This window comes from Erysipelothrix enhydrae, from assembly GCF_035066605.1.
Lineage (GTDB): Bacteria > Bacillota_I > Bacilli_A > Erysipelotrichales > Erysipelotrichaceae > Erysipelothrix > Erysipelothrix amsterdamensis.
In genome coordinates, this window is record NZ_CP125807.1 from 72515 (window position 1) to 89724 (window position 17210).

At 36.4% G+C, this 17210-nt stretch carries 19 protein-coding genes, 3 tRNA genes and 1 other annotated feature; of the genes, 4 read left to right on the top strand and 18 right to left on the bottom strand.

From position 1 onward, the window contains the following. Positions 1–33: 33 nt before the first annotated feature. Positions 34–1374, bottom strand: a complete 1341-nt coding sequence (locus LLS04_RS00335; RefSeq protein WP_323611317.1) for an MATE family efflux transporter — start codon at positions 1372–1374, stop codon at positions 34–36. Between the two features lie 124 nt (positions 1375–1498). Here LLS04_RS00335 and LLS04_RS00340 point away from each other — a divergent pair. The 3 genes from LLS04_RS00340 to LLS04_RS08475 all read left to right on the top strand — a co-directional run bounded on the left by LLS04_RS00340 (position 1499) and on the right by LLS04_RS08475 (position 2178). Continuing rightward, positions 1499–1583: transfer RNA gene (locus tag LLS04_RS00340), tRNA-Leu, on the top strand. Positions 1584–1739: 156 nt separating this feature from the next. Beyond that, positions 1740–1997 carry a helix-turn-helix domain-containing protein gene (locus LLS04_RS00345; protein ID WP_323611318.1) on the top strand — a complete coding sequence of 86 codons (258 nt, stop codon included), beginning with the start codon at positions 1740–1742 and terminating at the stop codon, positions 1995–1997. A 49-nt stretch (positions 1998–2046) separates the two neighbouring features. Further along, positions 2047–2178, top strand: coding sequence for an IS3 family transposase (locus tag LLS04_RS08475; RefSeq protein WP_407933727.1), 132 nt, complete (start codon positions 2047–2049; stop codon positions 2176–2178). A gap of 28 nt (positions 2179–2206) precedes the next feature. Here LLS04_RS08475 and LLS04_RS00350 read toward each other — a convergent pair whose 3' ends face one another. The 15 genes from LLS04_RS00350 to LLS04_RS00420 form a co-directional block, all read right to left on the bottom strand. After that, the gene (locus LLS04_RS00350) at positions 2207–2605 is read right to left on the bottom strand and encodes a hypothetical protein (protein ID WP_323611319.1); all 399 of its coding nucleotides are present in this window, start codon (positions 2603–2605) and stop codon (positions 2207–2209) included. 91 nt (positions 2606–2696) lie between these two features. Further along, a complete protein-coding gene (locus LLS04_RS00355) occupies positions 2697–4280 on the bottom strand; it encodes a hypothetical protein (RefSeq protein WP_323611320.1) in 1584 nt (527 codons plus the stop codon). After that, positions 4270–4968 carry an ABC transporter ATP-binding protein gene (locus LLS04_RS00360; protein WP_323611322.1) on the bottom strand — a complete coding sequence of 233 codons (699 nt, stop codon included), beginning with the start codon at positions 4966–4968 and terminating at the stop codon, positions 4270–4272. The genes LLS04_RS00355 and LLS04_RS00360 overlap by 11 nt, the downstream gene beginning before the upstream one ends. A 70-nt stretch (positions 4969–5038) precedes the next feature. Beyond that, positions 5039–5470, bottom strand: coding sequence for a hypothetical protein (locus tag LLS04_RS00365; RefSeq protein WP_323612127.1), 432 nt, complete (start codon positions 5468–5470; stop codon positions 5039–5041). Positions 5471–5502: 32 nt separating this feature from the next. Further along, entirely contained in the window at positions 5503–6120 is a 618-nt protein-coding gene (locus LLS04_RS00370) for a cyclase family protein (protein WP_254006685.1), read from the bottom strand. Between the two features lie 247 nt (positions 6121–6367). Continuing rightward, positions 6368–6886 (bottom strand): tryptophan transporter, encoded by a 519-nt coding sequence (locus LLS04_RS00375; protein ID WP_323611324.1) that lies wholly within the window; start codon positions 6884–6886, stop codon positions 6368–6370. A 91-nt stretch (positions 6887–6977) separates the two neighbouring features. Further along, positions 6978–7213, bottom strand: a binding site (T-box leader). A gap of 45 nt (positions 7214–7258) precedes the next feature. Next, positions 7259–8737 carry an ATP-binding cassette domain-containing protein gene (locus LLS04_RS00380; RefSeq protein WP_323611325.1) on the bottom strand — a complete coding sequence of 493 codons (1479 nt, stop codon included), beginning with the start codon at positions 8735–8737 and terminating at the stop codon, positions 7259–7261. Between the two features lie 148 nt (positions 8738–8885). Continuing rightward, on the bottom strand, positions 8886–10412 hold the full coding sequence (gene murJ / locus LLS04_RS00385) for a murein biosynthesis integral membrane protein MurJ (RefSeq protein WP_323611326.1): 1527 nt from the start codon (positions 10410–10412) through the stop codon (positions 8886–8888). Between the two features lie 173 nt (positions 10413–10585). Next, positions 10586–10661: transfer RNA gene (locus LLS04_RS00390), tRNA-Arg, on the bottom strand. An 8-nt stretch (positions 10662–10669) separates the two neighbouring features. Then, entirely contained in the window at positions 10670–11152 is a 483-nt protein-coding gene (coaD, locus tag LLS04_RS00395) for a pantetheine-phosphate adenylyltransferase (protein WP_323611327.1), read from the bottom strand. A gap of 360 nt (positions 11153–11512) precedes the next feature. Then, a complete protein-coding gene (locus LLS04_RS00400; RefSeq protein WP_323611328.1) occupies positions 11513–11935 on the bottom strand; it encodes a flavodoxin domain-containing protein in 423 nt (140 codons plus the stop codon). A 69-nt stretch (positions 11936–12004) separates the two neighbouring features. Further along, positions 12005–12310, bottom strand: coding sequence for a PTS sugar transporter subunit IIB (locus LLS04_RS00405; RefSeq protein ID WP_003775282.1), 306 nt, complete (start codon positions 12308–12310; stop codon positions 12005–12007). Between the two features lie 75 nt (positions 12311–12385). Further along, on the bottom strand, positions 12386–13915 hold the full coding sequence (locus LLS04_RS00410; protein ID WP_323611330.1) for a helicase HerA-like domain-containing protein: 1530 nt from the start codon (positions 13913–13915) through the stop codon (positions 12386–12388). An 80-nt stretch (positions 13916–13995) separates the two neighbouring features. Further along, positions 13996–14304, bottom strand: a complete 309-nt coding sequence (locus LLS04_RS00415; protein ID WP_013853133.1) for a PTS lactose/cellobiose transporter subunit IIA — start codon at positions 14302–14304, stop codon at positions 13996–13998. 235 nt (positions 14305–14539) lie between these two features. Beyond that, positions 14540–14615, bottom strand: a tRNA-Thr gene (locus LLS04_RS00420). Positions 14616–14670: 55 nt separating this feature from the next. Between LLS04_RS00420 and LLS04_RS00425 the strand changes: the two genes are divergently transcribed. Further along, positions 14671–15171: an LURP-one-related/scramblase family protein gene (locus LLS04_RS00425; protein WP_323611331.1), complete on the top strand. Its 501-nt coding sequence runs from the start codon at positions 14671–14673 to the stop codon at positions 15169–15171. Between the two features lie 27 nt (positions 15172–15198). Here LLS04_RS00425 and LLS04_RS00430 read toward each other — a convergent pair whose 3' ends face one another. Continuing rightward, positions 15199–15615, bottom strand: a complete 417-nt coding sequence (locus LLS04_RS00430; protein WP_013853134.1) for a PPC domain-containing DNA-binding protein — start codon at positions 15613–15615, stop codon at positions 15199–15201. Between the two features lie 98 nt (positions 15616–15713). Continuing rightward, entirely contained in the window at positions 15714–17210 is a 1497-nt protein-coding gene (locus LLS04_RS00435) for an ATP-binding cassette domain-containing protein (RefSeq protein ID WP_323611333.1), read from the bottom strand.

The following is a 17210-nucleotide window of genomic DNA, read 5'->3' on the forward strand; positions in this document are numbered from 1 at the left end:
TTATTGTAACATAAAAAAGTCCTCGAAGGAGGACTATGCTTTATCAAGCCATTGTGATGCTTTTGAGTACAGAAGTGTAAGAACCATTGAACTAATCCATGTAACGGAGTAGCTCCAGTATACCCAATCAATTGAATGATTAATACGCATCATTATAAACAAGAATATCTGTCTTAAAATTGTGAAACACGAAATCATGATTATCATTGGAACCATTGTAAGGCCTGCACCTCTTAATGCACCACTTAGAATACTTGTCGTGCTGAGTGCAAAATAGAACGGTACCATAATCCGCAACATGCGTGCACCATACATAATAACCATAGGTTCAGGTGAAAAGAAAGCAATCAGTTGATCTGCATAAATAAAGGTTGGAATTCCAATGATAATCACAATCCCTACCGCTAAAACTAGAGCAGTCCGAACACCTTCCATGATGCGTTCCTTACGTCCCGCACCAAGATTTTGACCTGTGAAGGTCGTAATTGTGAGTGAGAAACTTTGCGTTGGCATTGATAAAAATGCATTAAACTTATCTGCTGCACTAAAACCAGCGACCGCAGCGGATCCAAATGCATTAATATAGGATTGAACCAAAACATTTGAGAATGAAACAACTGTCTGTTGAATTCCAGTTGGAATACCAAGACGTATAATTTCATATAGTTTATCACGATGAATTCGTATGTCTGTCATCTTTAGTTGATAAATATCCTCGACACGTAATAGATGTATCCATACTAAGATTGCGGATGTGAGTTGAGCAATAAGCGTTGCAACCGCAACTCCCAAAATCCCCATATCAAACACAATCACAAACAACAAGTCCAACGATACATTAATAAGACTTGAAATACATAGATAAATTAAAGGATTGCGTGAATCCCCGATTGCTCGTAAAATCCCTGCACCGGAATTATAGATAACAAGACCGGTTACACCCCAAAAATAAACTCTTAGGTAAAGGGTAGCCGGTTCCATTATATTTGCAGGTGTCTTGAGCCACCCTAAAAATATCGGAGACATTACCGAACCGAAAAAAGTAAGAAAAACACTTACAATTAACGAAAACGCCATAAAGGTATGAATTGAATCATGCAATTCTTCATCTTTTTTCGCTCCAAAATAGCGAGAAATAAGAATACCGGCACCCGTTGAAATCCCCATAAACAACCCAATAATAACATTACTCAAGGGTGTACTTGCTCCAACTGCGGCAAGTGCTTCTTCACCCACATAGTTTCCAACCACAAAGGAATCGACGGTATTGTATAATTGTTGGAATAGATTCCCAATCAAAAGCGGTATTGAAAACAAAAGCATTTCTTTCCAAATGACGCCCTCTGTCATTGACGTCTTTTTATGAATTTTCATTATAACCTTCCTTCTTAACCATAAATATTATACACGATATTTTACGTAAATCATTAAATTAGCCACTTTTAATCTTGCACATTGTTTATACCAATGCTATAATACAAAAGCAGTTAATATCAATGCACCAGTGGCGGAATCGGTAGACGCGCACGCTTGAGGGGCGTGTGACGCAAGTCGTGTAAGTTCAAATCTTATCTGGTGCACCAAATATATATTTCACAGAACCAACTTCGGTTGGTTTTTTTATGTTTTAGGTAAATTCAAATAAAAAAGAGGACCGAGATTATAATACCTTTAAAGTTGACACTAAATAAAAAACACTATCGTGTTAATATTTAGTTAAATTTTGGAGGTATTTTTTTATGGGCAAACAAACGATAAGATCGTATGAAGATAAGTTAATGATTGTACAAGAGATTTTGAGTGGTAAATCATATAGAAGTGTCAGTGAGAAATATAATGTTCGCACTGGCACAATCGCAAACTGGAAAAGAAAACTTATGGAGGGAACACTATATTTAGATAAACGCGGAAAGAAACCTGGGGAAGTAGAGGACATAGAAATTATAAAAAAGTCTTATACTCTACTCATGAAAATCCGAAAAATGCAACACGAATAGAAAATTGGTTTTCCCAACTAAAGGAAGAATGTATTAGAATCGATGGGAAATTAACAAAACAAGAAGCAAAAACAAAAAAAAAGGATACGTTCATTGGTATAATACCGAACGTATCCAGAAAGACCTTGGATATCTTAGTCCTATCAAATATAAATCTACTTTTTATTTAGTGTCAACTTGACAGGTACTAGTATCGAAATCCTCTTTTTTTATTGTCGTTGTTCAACGACCTGAGACATTATGCGATATCCTTGGTATAATCCACCAAACCCACCGATAAGCAAGAAATTAATCACACCTACGATATGAACATAATTATGATCTAAGGGTGAAGAAAGCCATGCCCCTAAATTATTAAAACCAATACCGATACACATTGTCATGGATAACATCGCTAAAATATGCTGTTGGTCATCATTATGAGTATACAAAGCATAACAATTCACAAATGTAATTGCTAAATACATTGCACCCAGTTCTCGTTGCCAGCCGTAGTCAAAACCCCATATCGAGTTCGCAATCATATAACTTGGGAATATCAAATGAGATAACGCTGCCATAAAAAACACAGCCGTCATAACCGTTAAATACCCTTTTCTTCTTTTCATCAATCCAGCTCCCCTGCATTTCCTTAATTATAGAGAAGATAAGCTAATGGTTCAAGTCCCATACTCGTACGACTTAAAATAACCAAATAAACTATTTTCTAATTTTATACGTTTTCTCAGAAAACAATCGAACACAGAGCACACCGATAATGAAATATAATGCCGTTATGATTGAAAGCCACAAATTCAAATTTGGAATATCGCTTAAACGATTGCCATTATAAGCAACCATGACCACAAGAACTTTCACTAAATTATATAGGAATCCTTTTTCTTGCATCGATTCATTATAAGGTTGTAATGTGTAATAAATTAGTAAATTATGAACACTGAAAAAAACACTTAAAAGCACTAAGGTAATAATAAAAATTTGAACTTCACCACGTATCGGAATAATTAATTGTATCCCAACCATAAAAGCTACACCTATAATTATGGGTATAAGCGGAATCATATTTAGAAACACAAGTGTCCCTAAACGCCCTACAAACTGTTTCCAAATGATTTCAGGTCGTCGATAAAACGCATAGTTCAATAATTTTGAATCACAATTTAGATAGTATGCACGGGTCATTGACTCCCCAATATTCAGGAGATAGACGATAAAAATATAAGGTCCAATCGATTTAAACATTTCAGTTGAAAATGGATACCAAACTTGAAAATACATCTCTGGGAAAAACGATCTCAGAATTGTTAGGCTTATAACACTAACAACCACCACTGCAAGGATAACTAAAAATCTAAAACGTAGCGGTTTAAACCAGAGTCGTCGATGCCGTTCTAAAAAAAGACGATTCAACAGGCTGTAACCTTCATAACGATTAATAACTTGTTCAGATTGATCAAGATTATAATCATCATCAACTCGTAAAATTGTTTGACTCGATTTGAGGTTAATTGACGCTAGACTTTCTTCCGGACTTATTTGTTGAAGCATATATAACCCATACGATTCATGAATTTGAGCTTCGCAAATTGGTCTACGAACCATAAACGCAATCGCCATTAAAACAATCATACCGGTTAAGATATAAAAAACCACCCCTGATAAATAATTGGTAAATAATAATACACTAAAACTTAGTACTAAACCAAGCACAAATATCGTCTTATGTTTGCCACTTATTTTCTTATGGTAACGGTTAAAATACGCAAGATCTAAACCCTCTGCTACAACTTTTGTCCCCAATACCACAAGAACCATCATGGATGCCATAAGTACACTTTGGTCATACATCACAACAGTAAACATTATCGCAATACAATAGAGTATGCGTTCAATAATGTCATTGCGCAAACGGAAATTATAATATGACTTAAAGTCAACTTTGAAAGAGCGAATTAAGGTCCATTTTTCAATTGAATCATCACTTGAAATTGTACTTACACACGATCTAATTATGACCAATAGAAACCAAATAAGTTCGATAGGAACCTGTGGCAATGCTTGAGCAAGAATCCCAAAAATAATAAACAAATAAATAAAATGATTCACAATCATTTTAAGATAATGAAATACCGTTACAACACGACCAAGCTTCTTTTTTCGTTCTGTATTTTCATAGACGTTAGCATAAATAACCTTTCGTAATGGTTTAATCGAACGCAGATAGTATAGAAATCGATTTGTTCGATTTACAACGTTAATATCTTTTAAAACACTATGATTCATGATTATCACTTAAGATATCAATAATATCTTCCTCAAATGCAGGATCATGCAAGCGACTGGAGTCCAAAAGGGTTGCATTTCCATGATGCAAGATGATCACCTCATCACAAATATCTTTAGCAATCTGCATCATATGCGTAGATAAAACCATAATACAATCCTCTTTGAGCGAAACAAGTTGCCGTTTCATTTCAATGGATGCGACCACATCAAATGAAGTGAGAGGCTCATCAAGAAACAAGACTTTCGGCTTCAACATCATGATGCATAACATTTGTAGTTTATTTCGCATACCGTGCGAATAATCCTTAATCAGTTTATAGCGGTCATCTTGATTGAATTGAATCGTATCAAAATATGCATGTACATCCTCACGTATGAAACCTTGATCTTTATGAATATCAATAAAAAACGTTAAAAACTCAATACCCGTTAAGAACTCGGGCAACATTGGATTGGTGTATACAAATCCAACATCGTGCTGCGTTAACAAGCTCCCATCATCAAAATGAGCCGTACCACTATCACGTGGTATTTCTTGACTAATACAGTTAAAGAAAGTGGTCTTCCCTGCGCCATTTCTCCCCAATAACGCATAGATTTTCCCTTTTTCAAGCGTTATGTTAATGTCTTTCAAAACTTCTTGATGATCGAAAGATTTTGAAAGATTCTTAATCTCTAATTTCATACTTCCACCTCTGTATCGTTACACCAATACATTACCACACCACAACTCGTGAAGCAATAAAAAATGCACGCTATAGCGTGCATTTAAAGTTTTGTTGTGTTCGATAAGTTTGAAGTGCTTCCAAAGACAATACGGATTGTTCAAATGTTGTTGAGACAATATGTAGTTCCTCTTTACTCATCATATCGAATAAATAACGATGAGAAATTAAAAAAGTTCCTGTATTGTAATCCTGGTCGGTACTTACCATTGTGAAGCGTAAGTGTTCTTGATTCAAAATTTCTTTAAACATTACAATTTCTTTTTGCGGAAGTTGTGTTAAGAACCAATCATCAACATTCTCTTTCAAATCACTAATTTGAAACGTATGCAAACGTTCTACGGTATAATCATTAACCAGTTTATCACGATATGTCTCATGAACCAGACTTCCATTTACAACATAATCTTTTTCACAGACAACCTGTTGATTCCGGTGACACCCTGTTAAGCCTAACAGCATTACCAAACAAATATATCGCCTAGACCGTTTCATTATTTTAAAACTGCATATGCGCGAACAGGACTTGCTTCCGCTTCGATTTTTAGGGGTACCGCAGAAATGATAAAATCTTTATGGTATCGTAACGAATCCAAGTTATTTAAATTTTCTAAAATCATGATATCCGCATCCATAAGAATATTGTGAACATAATATGGTTCTAAATCGGGTGATGGAATATCCATCCCTACCATTTTGATTTGTTTTTCTACGAGAAACATTGCCAGTTCCTCCGTAAAAATCGGGTGATCTTCAAAATAAGCTTTTTCACCGCGTCGCTCATCAAATCCCGTGTAAAACACAACCACGTCCCCTGGGTTAACCAAGAGTTCGTAGTCAGGTTTATAATCAATTTCTTTCTGATTGCGAACATCAATCATCACGCCACGACCAATAAAACGGTCAATTGGAAAATTACTGATAAAGCGCTCATCACCTGATAAATGCATCGGAACTTCCACATGGGTTCCTGTATGTAAAGATGCAGTTACTGAGTAGTTTGTATAACCATCATCTTCAAAGCATGCATCCAGATCAAATTTCGTTTTCGTATCTCCTGGGAAAACCCCAGTTGCTTCATTAAATGTTTGTGTTAAATCGATAAGTTTCATATATTTTATCCCTCGTCCCTATTATAACGAATAATTATGTGAATGCTAGTGTAAAATTATCGTATTTATACACACAAACGTCCTTACTCCCTAGTCTATTAGACTTTTTAATCTCATATTCAAAAGTGACACACCTATGTTCCACCCATAAACATGCACTCTTTACGCCTTCATTACACATATTTAAACTTTCACGTAAAAATGCAAGAAATATTCAAAGTGTCAATGATACGAAACACTCTCAAAATTAAAATCGAAGTTTTGCCTCTTTTTTTGGTTTAATTCGTTCCAACACCTTAGAAATAAGCAATACGAGAAGACTATTTACCACCATTGACGGAAGAATGATTCCAAAAAGAAACACTTCGAACGGTAGTTGTATCCCACCTAAAACTTGCACAACACTTAAAAATATCACACCCGAAACAAAGGTTCCAATACTAGAAATAAGGCAATAAGTTATTTTTTGATTAAATCGATTTATAAGAAACTTATAAGTGTAAAACACAAGTGGACCAGTAACTAATTTATCCACCACATTCGCAATTTCACCTCCAGGCATCGAAGTTGTCATTGCAGTTAAAAATCCGCAAACGATGCTAATGACGACCACCTCACGAAAGGATTGCAGTTCAAACAGGGCAAAGAAAAAGAATGCAAGCATAAAGTCGGGTTTCATCAGACCAACAGCACCAGGGACCGTGATATGTAATACAAGACCTAATGTCAGAAACAAGGTCGAAATGGTTAAATTTTTAATTTTCATTTTATTTTCTCCTTTATCATAATTTTTAAATTGATTCACGTCACTTCATACCACAGTCATCACCTCCCTTAGAACAAAAAAAACTTCACCCATACAGGGCGAAGTCTTCGCGGTACCACCTGAAACACTACGTAAAATACGTAACTCAATAGGAATACAAACATATTCCTGTCCTGTTAACGGAGACATCCGTCGTAAACTACTTACCGAAGTGTTCATTCCGCCTTTCATGAGGCCATTCACTTTCGAAGCAAGATCTGTTCACACCAACCACAGACTCTCTGGACATACTTCTTGAAAGCTACTCATCTCAATCATAAAGTTTGTTATTAAAGCAATAATATCACGAATAAGCTTACTGTCAAGCATTAATTAAAGTTTTATAAATCCATCGGGGGTCATCTCAAGAATATCTTCAAATACATGATGGATAAGTTGACGGTCATGGGTAATACACCATACCGCTCCTTTATAGTCCTCCAACATTTCATAAATTGCCATCAATGAAAACGGACTGAGATTTCGAGTTGGCTCGTCCAACAATAATGCATCAGGTTTAGTACGTAAAACTTTCAACAGCGAGATTTTTGCCTTTTGACCTCCCGATAAAAATTCGACCGGGGTTTCCATCTCATCTGAAGTAAAGTTCAATCCTCCTAATGCATAGCGAACCTTAGTGATTGCATCTTTATCAAAAGAGTCAAGACAATTTTCAATCGCATTTTTCTTAACATCAAGATTTCGATGGTAATCTTGATGCATAATACCGACATTACCGGTTATAGATTGAACGATTTCATTAAATAAAGTTGTTTTGCCACAACCGTTAGGCCCTACAATCGCAATCTTCTCACCCGACGTCAACGTATACTTATAGTTATTTCCAATGATACTACCATTCATGAATAATCGGTCAATATCAAACGTAAACACAACTTTTGAAGACACATTCGTTTGCGGAAACTTTTCGATCTTAATCGCCACCTCTTGATCACGGTGAATCAATGATTCTTGCTTTAAACGTTGTGCCTTTTGAACTTTCAAATTCTTCATTTTCTTTTGAAGACCTGGATGCGCACGATTTACATTTTGAAGTTGATGACCAACTTTTTGATACTGCTTTTGCCACTTCGCTTCTTGTTTTGCTTGAAATCGCTTCTGAAATCGTACCAGTTGGTTATGATGGGACAAAGATCGATCTCGATTTTGAATATATTCATCATAAGACCCTTCAAACAAGGTTAATTTTGAAATTGATTTACGGTGTAATTGTTCAAAATGGAGCACTCTATTGGCACTATGCCTTAACGTTTCAAGATCATGTGATACAAAAATAATGGGTGCTGTTTGCACGTCCATCCAAGCTTCAAACCATATCAAACCATCCATGTCTAAATTATTAGTTGGTTCGTCCAACACATAACAGTCGACCGCTTGCATCTGCAATTTTAATAATTGAATCCGAACACATTCACCACCACTTAAAGACGCCATGCAACGATCATAATCGCGTTCCGTCAACATAGGCACCATGGATAAGAACAAGGGTACAAAATCCCCAAAACGTTCCCATGAGTCCTCCAGCACAAACTCAAGAATTGTTTGAGATCGCTCCGCCACACTTAATTCCTGACCGAGATACCCAAAAACAATCGACTCTGGATGTAAATCCCGACTCACTTTTAAATTACTTATTTCAGAACGGTTTACTAGTGATTTAAGAAAAACACTTTTACCATTGCCCTCTTCCCCTACGACACCAATACGATCACCACGATTTACAGACATAGAAAAAGACGTGATAAGATCACGTCCCTGCTTCGTCTTAACATCTAGACTTATGTTAAACATAGAAAAACGCCTCCTTTTATTTATTATGTTTTAACGTAGGCGCATTTCCCATAAGTCTCACCGGATAGCAATTTGCTACCTTTCTAGTCCAACAAAATATAACACATCTCATGTTTTCGAACAAGTAAAAAGTTCTCAAATGAGAACTTTAGTGTTTAACTTTACTTATAAATTTTACTTTAACGCTATCAATCGCTTGATCAAATTCTTCAATTTTCATTAACTTGACAGAAACAAAATAAACGAGCATTCCAATCAATACTACGAATACAAGTCCTGTTACCAAACTAAACTTAGGACTAATTAATGGGTAAGCGAAGAAGACCACCGCTGCCATAATTGATCCCGAAATAATCAGTTTTAGAACTGTTTTGAAAATATACTTATTATTGAAATCGCCAATCATCTTGTACAAGAAATAATAAATGAGAATAAAGTATACGAGTTTTGAAATACTTGTACCAAGAGTTAAGCCCGGTAGACCCATAAACTGAACAAAGAATAAACTCGCAACGATGTTTGACGCAACGGAGATTGCTCCATAAACAACAGGTCGGCGTGTATCACCTAAAGAGTAAAAGACACGCAGTAAAATCATCGCATTCGCATTCACAATTAATCCCAGACATGAAGCAATTAATACATTAGACGTTAAAACAACTGCTTCTGGGGTGAATGCACCACGGCCAAAAAACAATTGAACCAAAGGTTTTGATAATACCATCATTCCAAGTGTCGCCGGAACAACAATCATATTCACTGCAATAAGCGTATTTGAAATCGAATTCTTTAAGCCCTCATCATCTCCATTAGCCGCAAACTTAGCCATTGCTGGAAAAAGCACTGTGATAATTGAACTTACAAAAAGACCAATTATTGAGTCGCTAATTTTATTTGAGTAATTCACAATCGAAATCCCACCTTCAATAACACCGGAAGCAATGGTCTTATCAAAAATTGCATTAACTTGATCAATTGACGATCCAATAATAACAGGAACCGCCATTACAAGCATGATCTTAATATGTTCATCTCGAATTTTTAATTTAAATTGATGTTTATAGCCCGATCGTTTGGCGATTAGATAGATAAAAAATGACTGGCTAGCAATCGCAAGTGTTACACCATATGCCAGAAGGTAAACAGAATTTCCTTTCGATAAAATAATACTTATAACAATGACAATATTCATGATGACATAACTGATACCATGAGCTGCAAAGCGTTCTTTAATTTGAAGATAACCTTGTAATACCGCTAAAATTGTTTGAAAGAACACAGCAAGTAATGTGATGCGTGTAAATGATACCGCCAAAGCCATTGTCTCGGCATTAAATCCTGAAGCAAAAACACGTACTAAAGGTTCTGTAAAGATTTCCGCCAATATAATAACACCCACAAAGACTACAAGTAAGATATTAATGATATTACTTGTGAACGCCTCTGCTTTATCATTACCTTCACGTTTATGAATCTTACTAAAAATCGGAATAAACGAAGTCGTAATTCCTGTTGCAATAAAACTAAACAACGAATTCGGAATTGAAGATGCAATGATGTATGCATCTGTAATCGCTGTTGCACCAAAATACTTCGCCAATAACAACTCTCTAAAAATTCCAAAGAATTTATTAAATACCATCAGCAATATTAATACTATTGCGTTCTTTTTCATAAAATATAATCCTCTCTTAAACTCATAAAATGAGATCTTTGATTTATGTTTTTATTTATTTTATATATGCATAAGACATTATATCATAAATCCCTTTAAAAACTGATGCGCTCACAAAGAGATCGTGATAACAATAAAAAAACTCTTGATACTATTTCAAGAGTAAAAACATTTGGTGCGACTTACAAGAATCGAACTTGTGACACAGCGCTTAGGAGGCACTTGCTCTATCCACTGAGCTAAAGCCGCATTACAACCTAAACTACAATATCGTATTTTCGATACAGCCGGCTTGCAACATTTTGTGGAACAAATCCTTTAAGGTCGCCACCATAACGGGCAATTTCACGTGCTACGCTTGAAGATATGTACGAGTATTTAGGTGACGCAACCAAAAACAAAGTCTCAATCGTTTCATTTAAAACACGATTTGAAGTCGCTAATTGTAATTCGTTTTCATAATCCATAACCGCACGAATCCCTCTAATAAGAATTGGGCATGCTTGCTTTTGCGCAAAATCAATTGTAAGTCCTTCACCAATCATAACCTCAACATTTGATAGATGACTTAAACACTCATGAGCCATTTCTAAACGCTCCGCCATTGTAAACGTTCCCGATTTTTTTTCATTAACCATTATCGCAACAACAACGTGATCGAACATTTTTGCACAACGCTCGATTAAATCAATATGACCTGTTGTGATGGGATCAAAAGATCCTGGATACATAACCTTCATAGACATACCTCACTTACGTCTATTATAACGTATTTCGATTTTATAAAAAAGCCAAAAGCGGACAGACTTTTGACTTTTTTAGGACAGATCCTTGTTTCGTGAAAAGATACTGAAAGCATTGTGATGAAAACAGAAAAAAACACATCTGGGAGTGATGTGTTTTTTAAGATCCATCGTCAGTATTATTGGAGGAATACTTAATTTATATAATTTTGAGGAAATAGATTATCTATGAACGATGGTCTAAAGGACAAGTTTTTTTAGATAGGTGAACTATCTATAAACTTATTATACCTTCCAAATGAAAAATGTCAACACTTTTTACAAAGAATATGTAAATTATACATTCAATGAAAGAATTTACATTGATAGCACTGTTTTCGTTTCTTCATACGCCTCTTTTAATTGTTCTTCTGTCGGTTCCCATTGGTACGCAAATTTACGTTCCACAATACCACCAGCATCCACAATTTCTTGTTCCCAATTTTCAATCCAAACACCTTCGCCCCAATCATATGAACCAAAAAGGACGATGCGTTTTCCCGAAAGCATCGGAAGTAATTCATCAAAAAACGGTCTGAACTCATATTCTTCAACATTCTCGTCATTCATAGCAGGTGACCCTAAGAACAATACATCTGCGTCAATTACGGATTCGGCCGTTACATCCGATACAAAGTCATTACTGCCTTCAATGCCCAAATCTTCTACTGCTTCGTAAATTGAATCCGCAATCATTTGCGTATTCCCTGAAGCTGAATAATACACGATATTTATTTTCATAATAACCTCCATCGTAATTACTTACTATTATAAAATAAAAAATGTTAGTTTACACTAACATTTTTAGATTTAAGCATCACCAAGTACTTTTTTCACTTCCGCGATTACAGCTTCACCGTTCATCGTACCGTATGCACGCATATCGATAACTTCAATTGGTTTTTCTGGTAATTGTTTTTGAACTGTACTTAAATTAAAACGAACTTGAGGTCCTAACAGGATGATGTCTGCATCAGCACCAACGCGTGCGGCTTCACTTACAGCGTGAGCTGATATTTCTACGTCATATCCTTGTGCAGCAGCTGCTTCTTGCATTTTTGTAACAAGGATACTTGTTGACATACCTGCTGAACATAATAAAATAATTTTTCTCATAATATCCTCCTCGATATGAAACTATTATAACAACAAAGGGAAATAGTGTCTATAAGAAAGCGTTAACATTTCCAATCATTTCTTCCCAGTAAGGATCCCCATGATGTTTCTTGTAATCGCTTTACCTAACTCGTTACCGATGGTACTCATCGTACGATTCATTCCCTTTTCAATCGGTGTCTGACGATGACGAGTTGTGGTCTTCTTACGGTTTTGTAATTTTTCTTTTTCTTTTTCTAATTTTTGTTTCTCTTTCTCAAATGCGAGACGTTCTTTTTCAAGTTCTAAATTCACTTTTTCTTGTTCCTCTTCAATCCCTGCTTGAGTCATTTTTTCTGCTAGTGACTCATACGCTGAAAATCGATCGATCGATTCCATATATTTTTGATTAAAACTACTGTTTTGAATCATTGACATTCGCATGCTTGCATCCACTTCAGCCATAAGACTTTGCGGCGGCAACACGAAAGCACGCTCCGCAATTTGCGGTGTTCCCTTTTCATCAAGCGTTGAAATAATCGCTTCTCCCGTACCCAGTTCCATAATCGCTGTCTCAGTATTGAAATTCGGATTAGTTCTAAAACTTTGAGCTGCAGCTCTTACCTGTTTTTGTTCCCCAGGCGTGTATGCACGAAGTGCATGTTGGATTCGGTTCCCAAGCTGACTTAAAACGCGATCGGGGATGTCTGAAGGACTTTGGGAGATAAAATACACACCCACTCCTTTTGAACGAATCAACTTAACAACAAGTTCAATGCGATCCACTAACGCTTTCGGAACGTCCTTAAACAGAAGATGCGCTTCATCAAAGAAGAACACCATCTTTGGTTTCTCTACGTCCCCAACTTCAGGTAATGTTTCAAAAAGTTCCGATAACATCCAAAGTAAAAAGGTTGCGTAAAGGGTTGGTTGACGGAACAACTCAACACTATGAAGAACATTAATCATACCGTGTCCATTTGAATCCGTACAAATCCAATCTTGGATATCTAAAGCAGGTTCACCAAAGAAAATATCTGCACCTTGCTCTTCCAAGAAAACAACTTTACGAACAACTGCACCTATTGTCTGTGTCGACATTAAACCATATTGCGCAGCAAGTTCCTTATTGTTTTGGTAAACATAGTCCAACATCGCTTTTAAATCCTTAATATCCAGCAACAACAACCCTTGTGCATCCGCAATTTTAAAAACTAAAGATAACACACTCGCTTGCGTTTCATTAAGATCCATCAGTTTTGAAAGCATGATAGGACCCATTTCAGAAATCGTAGTACGAACGGGAATACCACCCTTACCGTAAATATCCCAAAACGTTACAGGAAACCCTTTATATTCAAATCCTTCCACGCCAAACTTTTCAACGCGACTGGATACATTAGGGTTATCAACTCCTGCAGAGGCAAGTCCGGACACATCACCTTTAATATCCGCTAAAAACGTAGGAACACCTAAGTCACTCAATGCTTCCGTTAAAACTTTCAACGTAACCGTCTTACCAGTACCTGTAGCACCCGTAATCAGTCCATGACGATTTAACATCTGCGGTAAAATATACACTGGTGCTTCGCCCTGTGCAATCCATATTTTATTTTCTTTTAACATGATGATCTCCTCATTTTATGTTTCCATCTAACTAATTGCATTGTACCATGTGCCTAAAAATAAAAAAAGAGCCACAGCTCTTATTGAATTTTCTTGTGAATGTCAATAAGCTCTGTAGCCATAATTTTTAATACTTCTGCGCTCATCATTTGATCTTCCGCATGAATCAACAACAAGTTCACTTGAGTTGCGCCATTTTGAGCTTCTTGTTGAATTAATTGTGCATGAACACGATGTCCCTCAACAAATTGTTCTTCACCTTCAGCCATAAGCTGTTCTGCACGTTCGAAGTCGCCCTCTTTCGCTGCCTGAATTGCTTCCACAAAACATGAACGAGCCGACCCGTTAAATGAAATCATTTGAAAACTAAGTAATTCTAAACCTTCCATGATATTCTCCTTTATGTACATTGTCATTATATCAAATTCATTTTCAAATTGGTAGCCCAATAAACTGAAACAATATTTCATTCGATTCCTTTAAATAAAGGACGTAAACCCCTTACAACCTAAGTGTAGTTTGAAATGTTTTTTCTATATATTTCAAAAAACAACCATCGACTGCCTCGAGCGATTGTGATAAACTGTGAATATAAAAAAAAAACACCAACTGGTGTAAATGTTATGGTGCCGGCTAGAGGACTTGAACCCCCAACCTACTGATTACGATTCAGTTGCTCTACCAATTGAGCTAAGCCGGCGTGATTAAATTGTACATCTCATTTACATTCAAATCAAGACCCTGGGAGAAAAAATATGAAATTATACGTAAAACAACACGTACTGTCGATTCGTGATCGATTTGACGTCAAAGATGAGTACGGTACTACCCTATATTCAGTGCATGGTTCGATTCTTACGATTGGTCGTAAATTCACAATTACAGACGCGACACAAACTCCCGTTGCAACCGTGAAGCATAAACCATTCCATTTTCTATCTCAATACATCATCAGCACAGCCGATCACAATGTACTTTTGAAAAGAGATTTGTCTTTATTCAAAATGAAATTCTCACTTAGACATCTAGACTGGAAACTCAGTGGTGATTATCTTGGACATCGCTATAACATCACTTCTCATAACAAGACATTGATGACCCTCTCCAAGAAATGGTTTAGTTGGGGCGATAGTTATGAACTGAATATTCACGATGACAAGAATGCATTACTTTGTCTTTGTATTACGATTGCGATTGATGCGGAACTTGCGAATTTAAGACGCGCTACGCAAGCGACACAAAACTCAAACACATAAAAAGAACGGAAACATCCGTTCTTTTTTTTAACTTTCTTTACATACATTCCCTGTAACTTCAATTTCAAGTTCCTTAAACCCAGATAACTCACCTTTTGTTCGTGTTAGTTGATGGTGTTCAAGTTCAATGATCACAATTTCCGCTGTCGACTTTACGGTACACCCCAAAGCAACATGACCACCGAGAACTTTAAATTCCAAGTCACTGATGGATGCATGAATATGGTGACCCCCTTGAGAAACCGTTCCAACGCACGAAACAATTTCATAGGGTCCCTGTAATTGAATTTCTTTTTTATTATGACCTTTACGAAAGACAACACTGGATAAACTTCCAACGCATGTCCCTATATATCCTGATGTAATTTGAAATTTCTTACAGTAAGCATCAATTCCTTGCAATAAATCATCACCAGGCATTAAACGAATTACATGTTCTTTCATATTCCCACCGTCCTTATTTCTTATTCTACTTGTTTTCACGCAAAGTCTCAAATAGATTCTATTTCAATTTTCTTCACAAAAAATTCACCCGGGAAATATTATGAAATAATTGAGAGTCCCGAAGCATCAAAATAGTAAACATCCTCAAAAACTTCTTGGATAAGTGTCCGGTCATGTGTTACGGAAATGATCGCACCTTGATACTCATTGAGTAAGTTATAAATAACCCCTACACTCAAAGGACTTAAGTTACGAGTAGGCTCATCAAGAATGATGACTTTAGGATTTTTAAGAACAAGTTTTAATAATGACACTTTTGCTTTTTGTCCACCAGACAACAGAAGCATTGGTGTATTCATTTCAATCTCTGTGAACTTTAAACTACCGAGGTGGTTTGTAATGCTACCACGTTCATCTCGAGACCCTTCTACAACACAATTTTCAATCGGCGTAAGATTATAGTCAAGATTAAGTTCATAGGATTGATGCATGACACCAACTTCATGAGTATCAAAGCATTTCACTATTTCATGCAGCAAGGTTGTTTTTCCGATGCCATTACGCCCGACAATCGCAATCCGATCACGACTGTAAACCATGAGTTGAAGATCATGCGCTAACACTGTTTCCCCGCACTTCAATTCATCCTCATGGAAATCCAAGATTTTTTTACGATGAACTTTTTCTTGATCATCAAAGGAAAGTTTAATCGCCCCTTCGAAATCTCGTTTTTCAGGTAATACATCCCGTTCAAATCGTCGTTCCATTGATTTAATATTATGCATTTTTTTCTTCAACAGACGTCCCTTCGCAGGATCTTGTCGCGTTTGCGTGCGTTGACGATGTTCTACTTTTTGATATAACTTAAGCCAACGCTCTTCTTGTTTTTGTTTTTCCTTTTGGCGCATCTTTAGATCGTGATTGTGTTTTTGAATATGACTTAAAAAATCTTCAGAATACGCTTGGTATGTTCCCTCATACACAGTCACACGAGAACGTGTTTTACGATGGGTTTGTTCAAGATGTACAATACGATTCGCACATGTTTGTAAAAGCATAATATCATGCGATACAAAGATGATCGGAATAGTTTGCGACAGCATCCAAGCTTCAAGCCGGATCGGTGTATCCAAGTCTAAGTCATTGCTGGGTTCATCAAGAAGATAACAATCACAAGGATGGACCATCAACCTTAATAATTGGATTCGAACACGCTCACCACCACTATAGGTACGCATTGATCGGGTTAAATCTTCGAGTTCAAAATGGGGTAAAACTTCTTTTAAGAAGCGTGAGACATTACCGTATAACTCCCACTTCTCGTTGATTATATAAGCTAATGCATCCATTTCAAGCTCATTCTGAGTCATTTCTTGATTTAAATAACCAAATACAACCGTATGACTGCTTACTGTTTTCGTTACATAGAGATCTTTAAGTGACGCATCTTGAGCGAGAGCTTTCAGTGTTAAACTCTTACCATTTCCCTCTTCCCCAATTAATGCAACTCGATCATTTTGATTTAAAGACATAGAAAAAGGCGCGATAAGCTCGCGCCCTGTTCCCGTCTTAACATTAAGACTAAAATTAAACAT

Coding starts and splice junctions, on each gene's coding strand:
- LLS04_RS00370 (WP_254006685.1), bottom strand. CDS start 6,120: ATGAAACTTATCGATTTAACACAAACATTTAATGAAGCAACTGGGGTT.
- LLS04_RS00415 (WP_013853133.1), bottom strand. CDS start 14,304: ATGGAAGGTTTAGAATTACTTAGTTTTCAAATGATTTCATTTAACGGG.
- LLS04_RS00435 (WP_323611333.1), bottom strand. CDS start 17,210: ATGTTTAATTTTAGTCTTAATGTTAAGACGGGAACAGGGCGCGAGCTT.
- LLS04_RS00375 (WP_323611324.1), bottom strand. CDS start 6,886: ATGAAAATTAAAAATTTAACCATTTCGACCTTGTTTCTGACATTAGGT.
- LLS04_RS00410 (WP_323611330.1), bottom strand. CDS start 13,915: ATGTTAAAAGAAAATAAAATATGGATTGCACAGGGCGAAGCACCAGTG.
- LLS04_RS00345 (WP_323611318.1), top strand. CDS start 1,740: ATGGGCAAACAAACGATAAGATCGTATGAAGATAAGTTAATGATTGTA.
- LLS04_RS00355 (WP_323611320.1), bottom strand. CDS start 4,280: ATGAATCATAGTGTTTTAAAAGATATTAACGTTGTAAATCGAACAAAT.
- LLS04_RS00425 (WP_323611331.1), top strand. CDS start 14,671: ATGAAATTATACGTAAAACAACACGTACTGTCGATTCGTGATCGATTT.
- LLS04_RS00350 (WP_323611319.1), bottom strand. CDS start 2,605: ATGAAAAGAAGAAAAGGGTATTTAACGGTTATGACGGCTGTGTTTTTT.
- LLS04_RS00380 (WP_323611325.1), bottom strand. CDS start 8,737: ATGTTTAACATAAGTCTAGATGTTAAGACGAAGCAGGGACGTGATCTT.
- LLS04_RS00365 (WP_323612127.1), bottom strand. CDS start 5,470: ATGCTGTTAGGCTTAACAGGGTGTCACCGGAATCAACAGGTTGTCTGT.
- LLS04_RS00430 (WP_013853134.1), bottom strand. CDS start 15,615: ATGAAAGAACATGTAATTCGTTTAATGCCTGGTGATGATTTATTGCAA.
- coaD (WP_323611327.1), bottom strand. CDS start 11,152: ATGAAGGTTATGTATCCAGGATCTTTTGATCCCATCACAACAGGTCAT.
- murJ (WP_323611326.1), bottom strand. CDS start 10,412: ATGAAAAAGAACGCAATAGTATTAATATTGCTGATGGTATTTAATAAA.
- LLS04_RS00360 (WP_323611322.1), bottom strand. CDS start 4,968: ATGAAATTAGAGATTAAGAATCTTTCAAAATCTTTCGATCATCAAGAA.
- LLS04_RS00335 (WP_323611317.1), bottom strand. CDS start 1,374: ATGAAAATTCATAAAAAGACGTCAATGACAGAGGGCGTCATTTGGAAA.
- LLS04_RS00405 (WP_003775282.1), bottom strand. CDS start 12,310: ATGAGAAAAATTATTTTATTATGTTCAGCAGGTATGTCAACAAGTATC.
- LLS04_RS00400 (WP_323611328.1), bottom strand. CDS start 11,935: ATGAAAATAAATATCGTGTATTATTCAGCTTCAGGGAATACGCAAATG.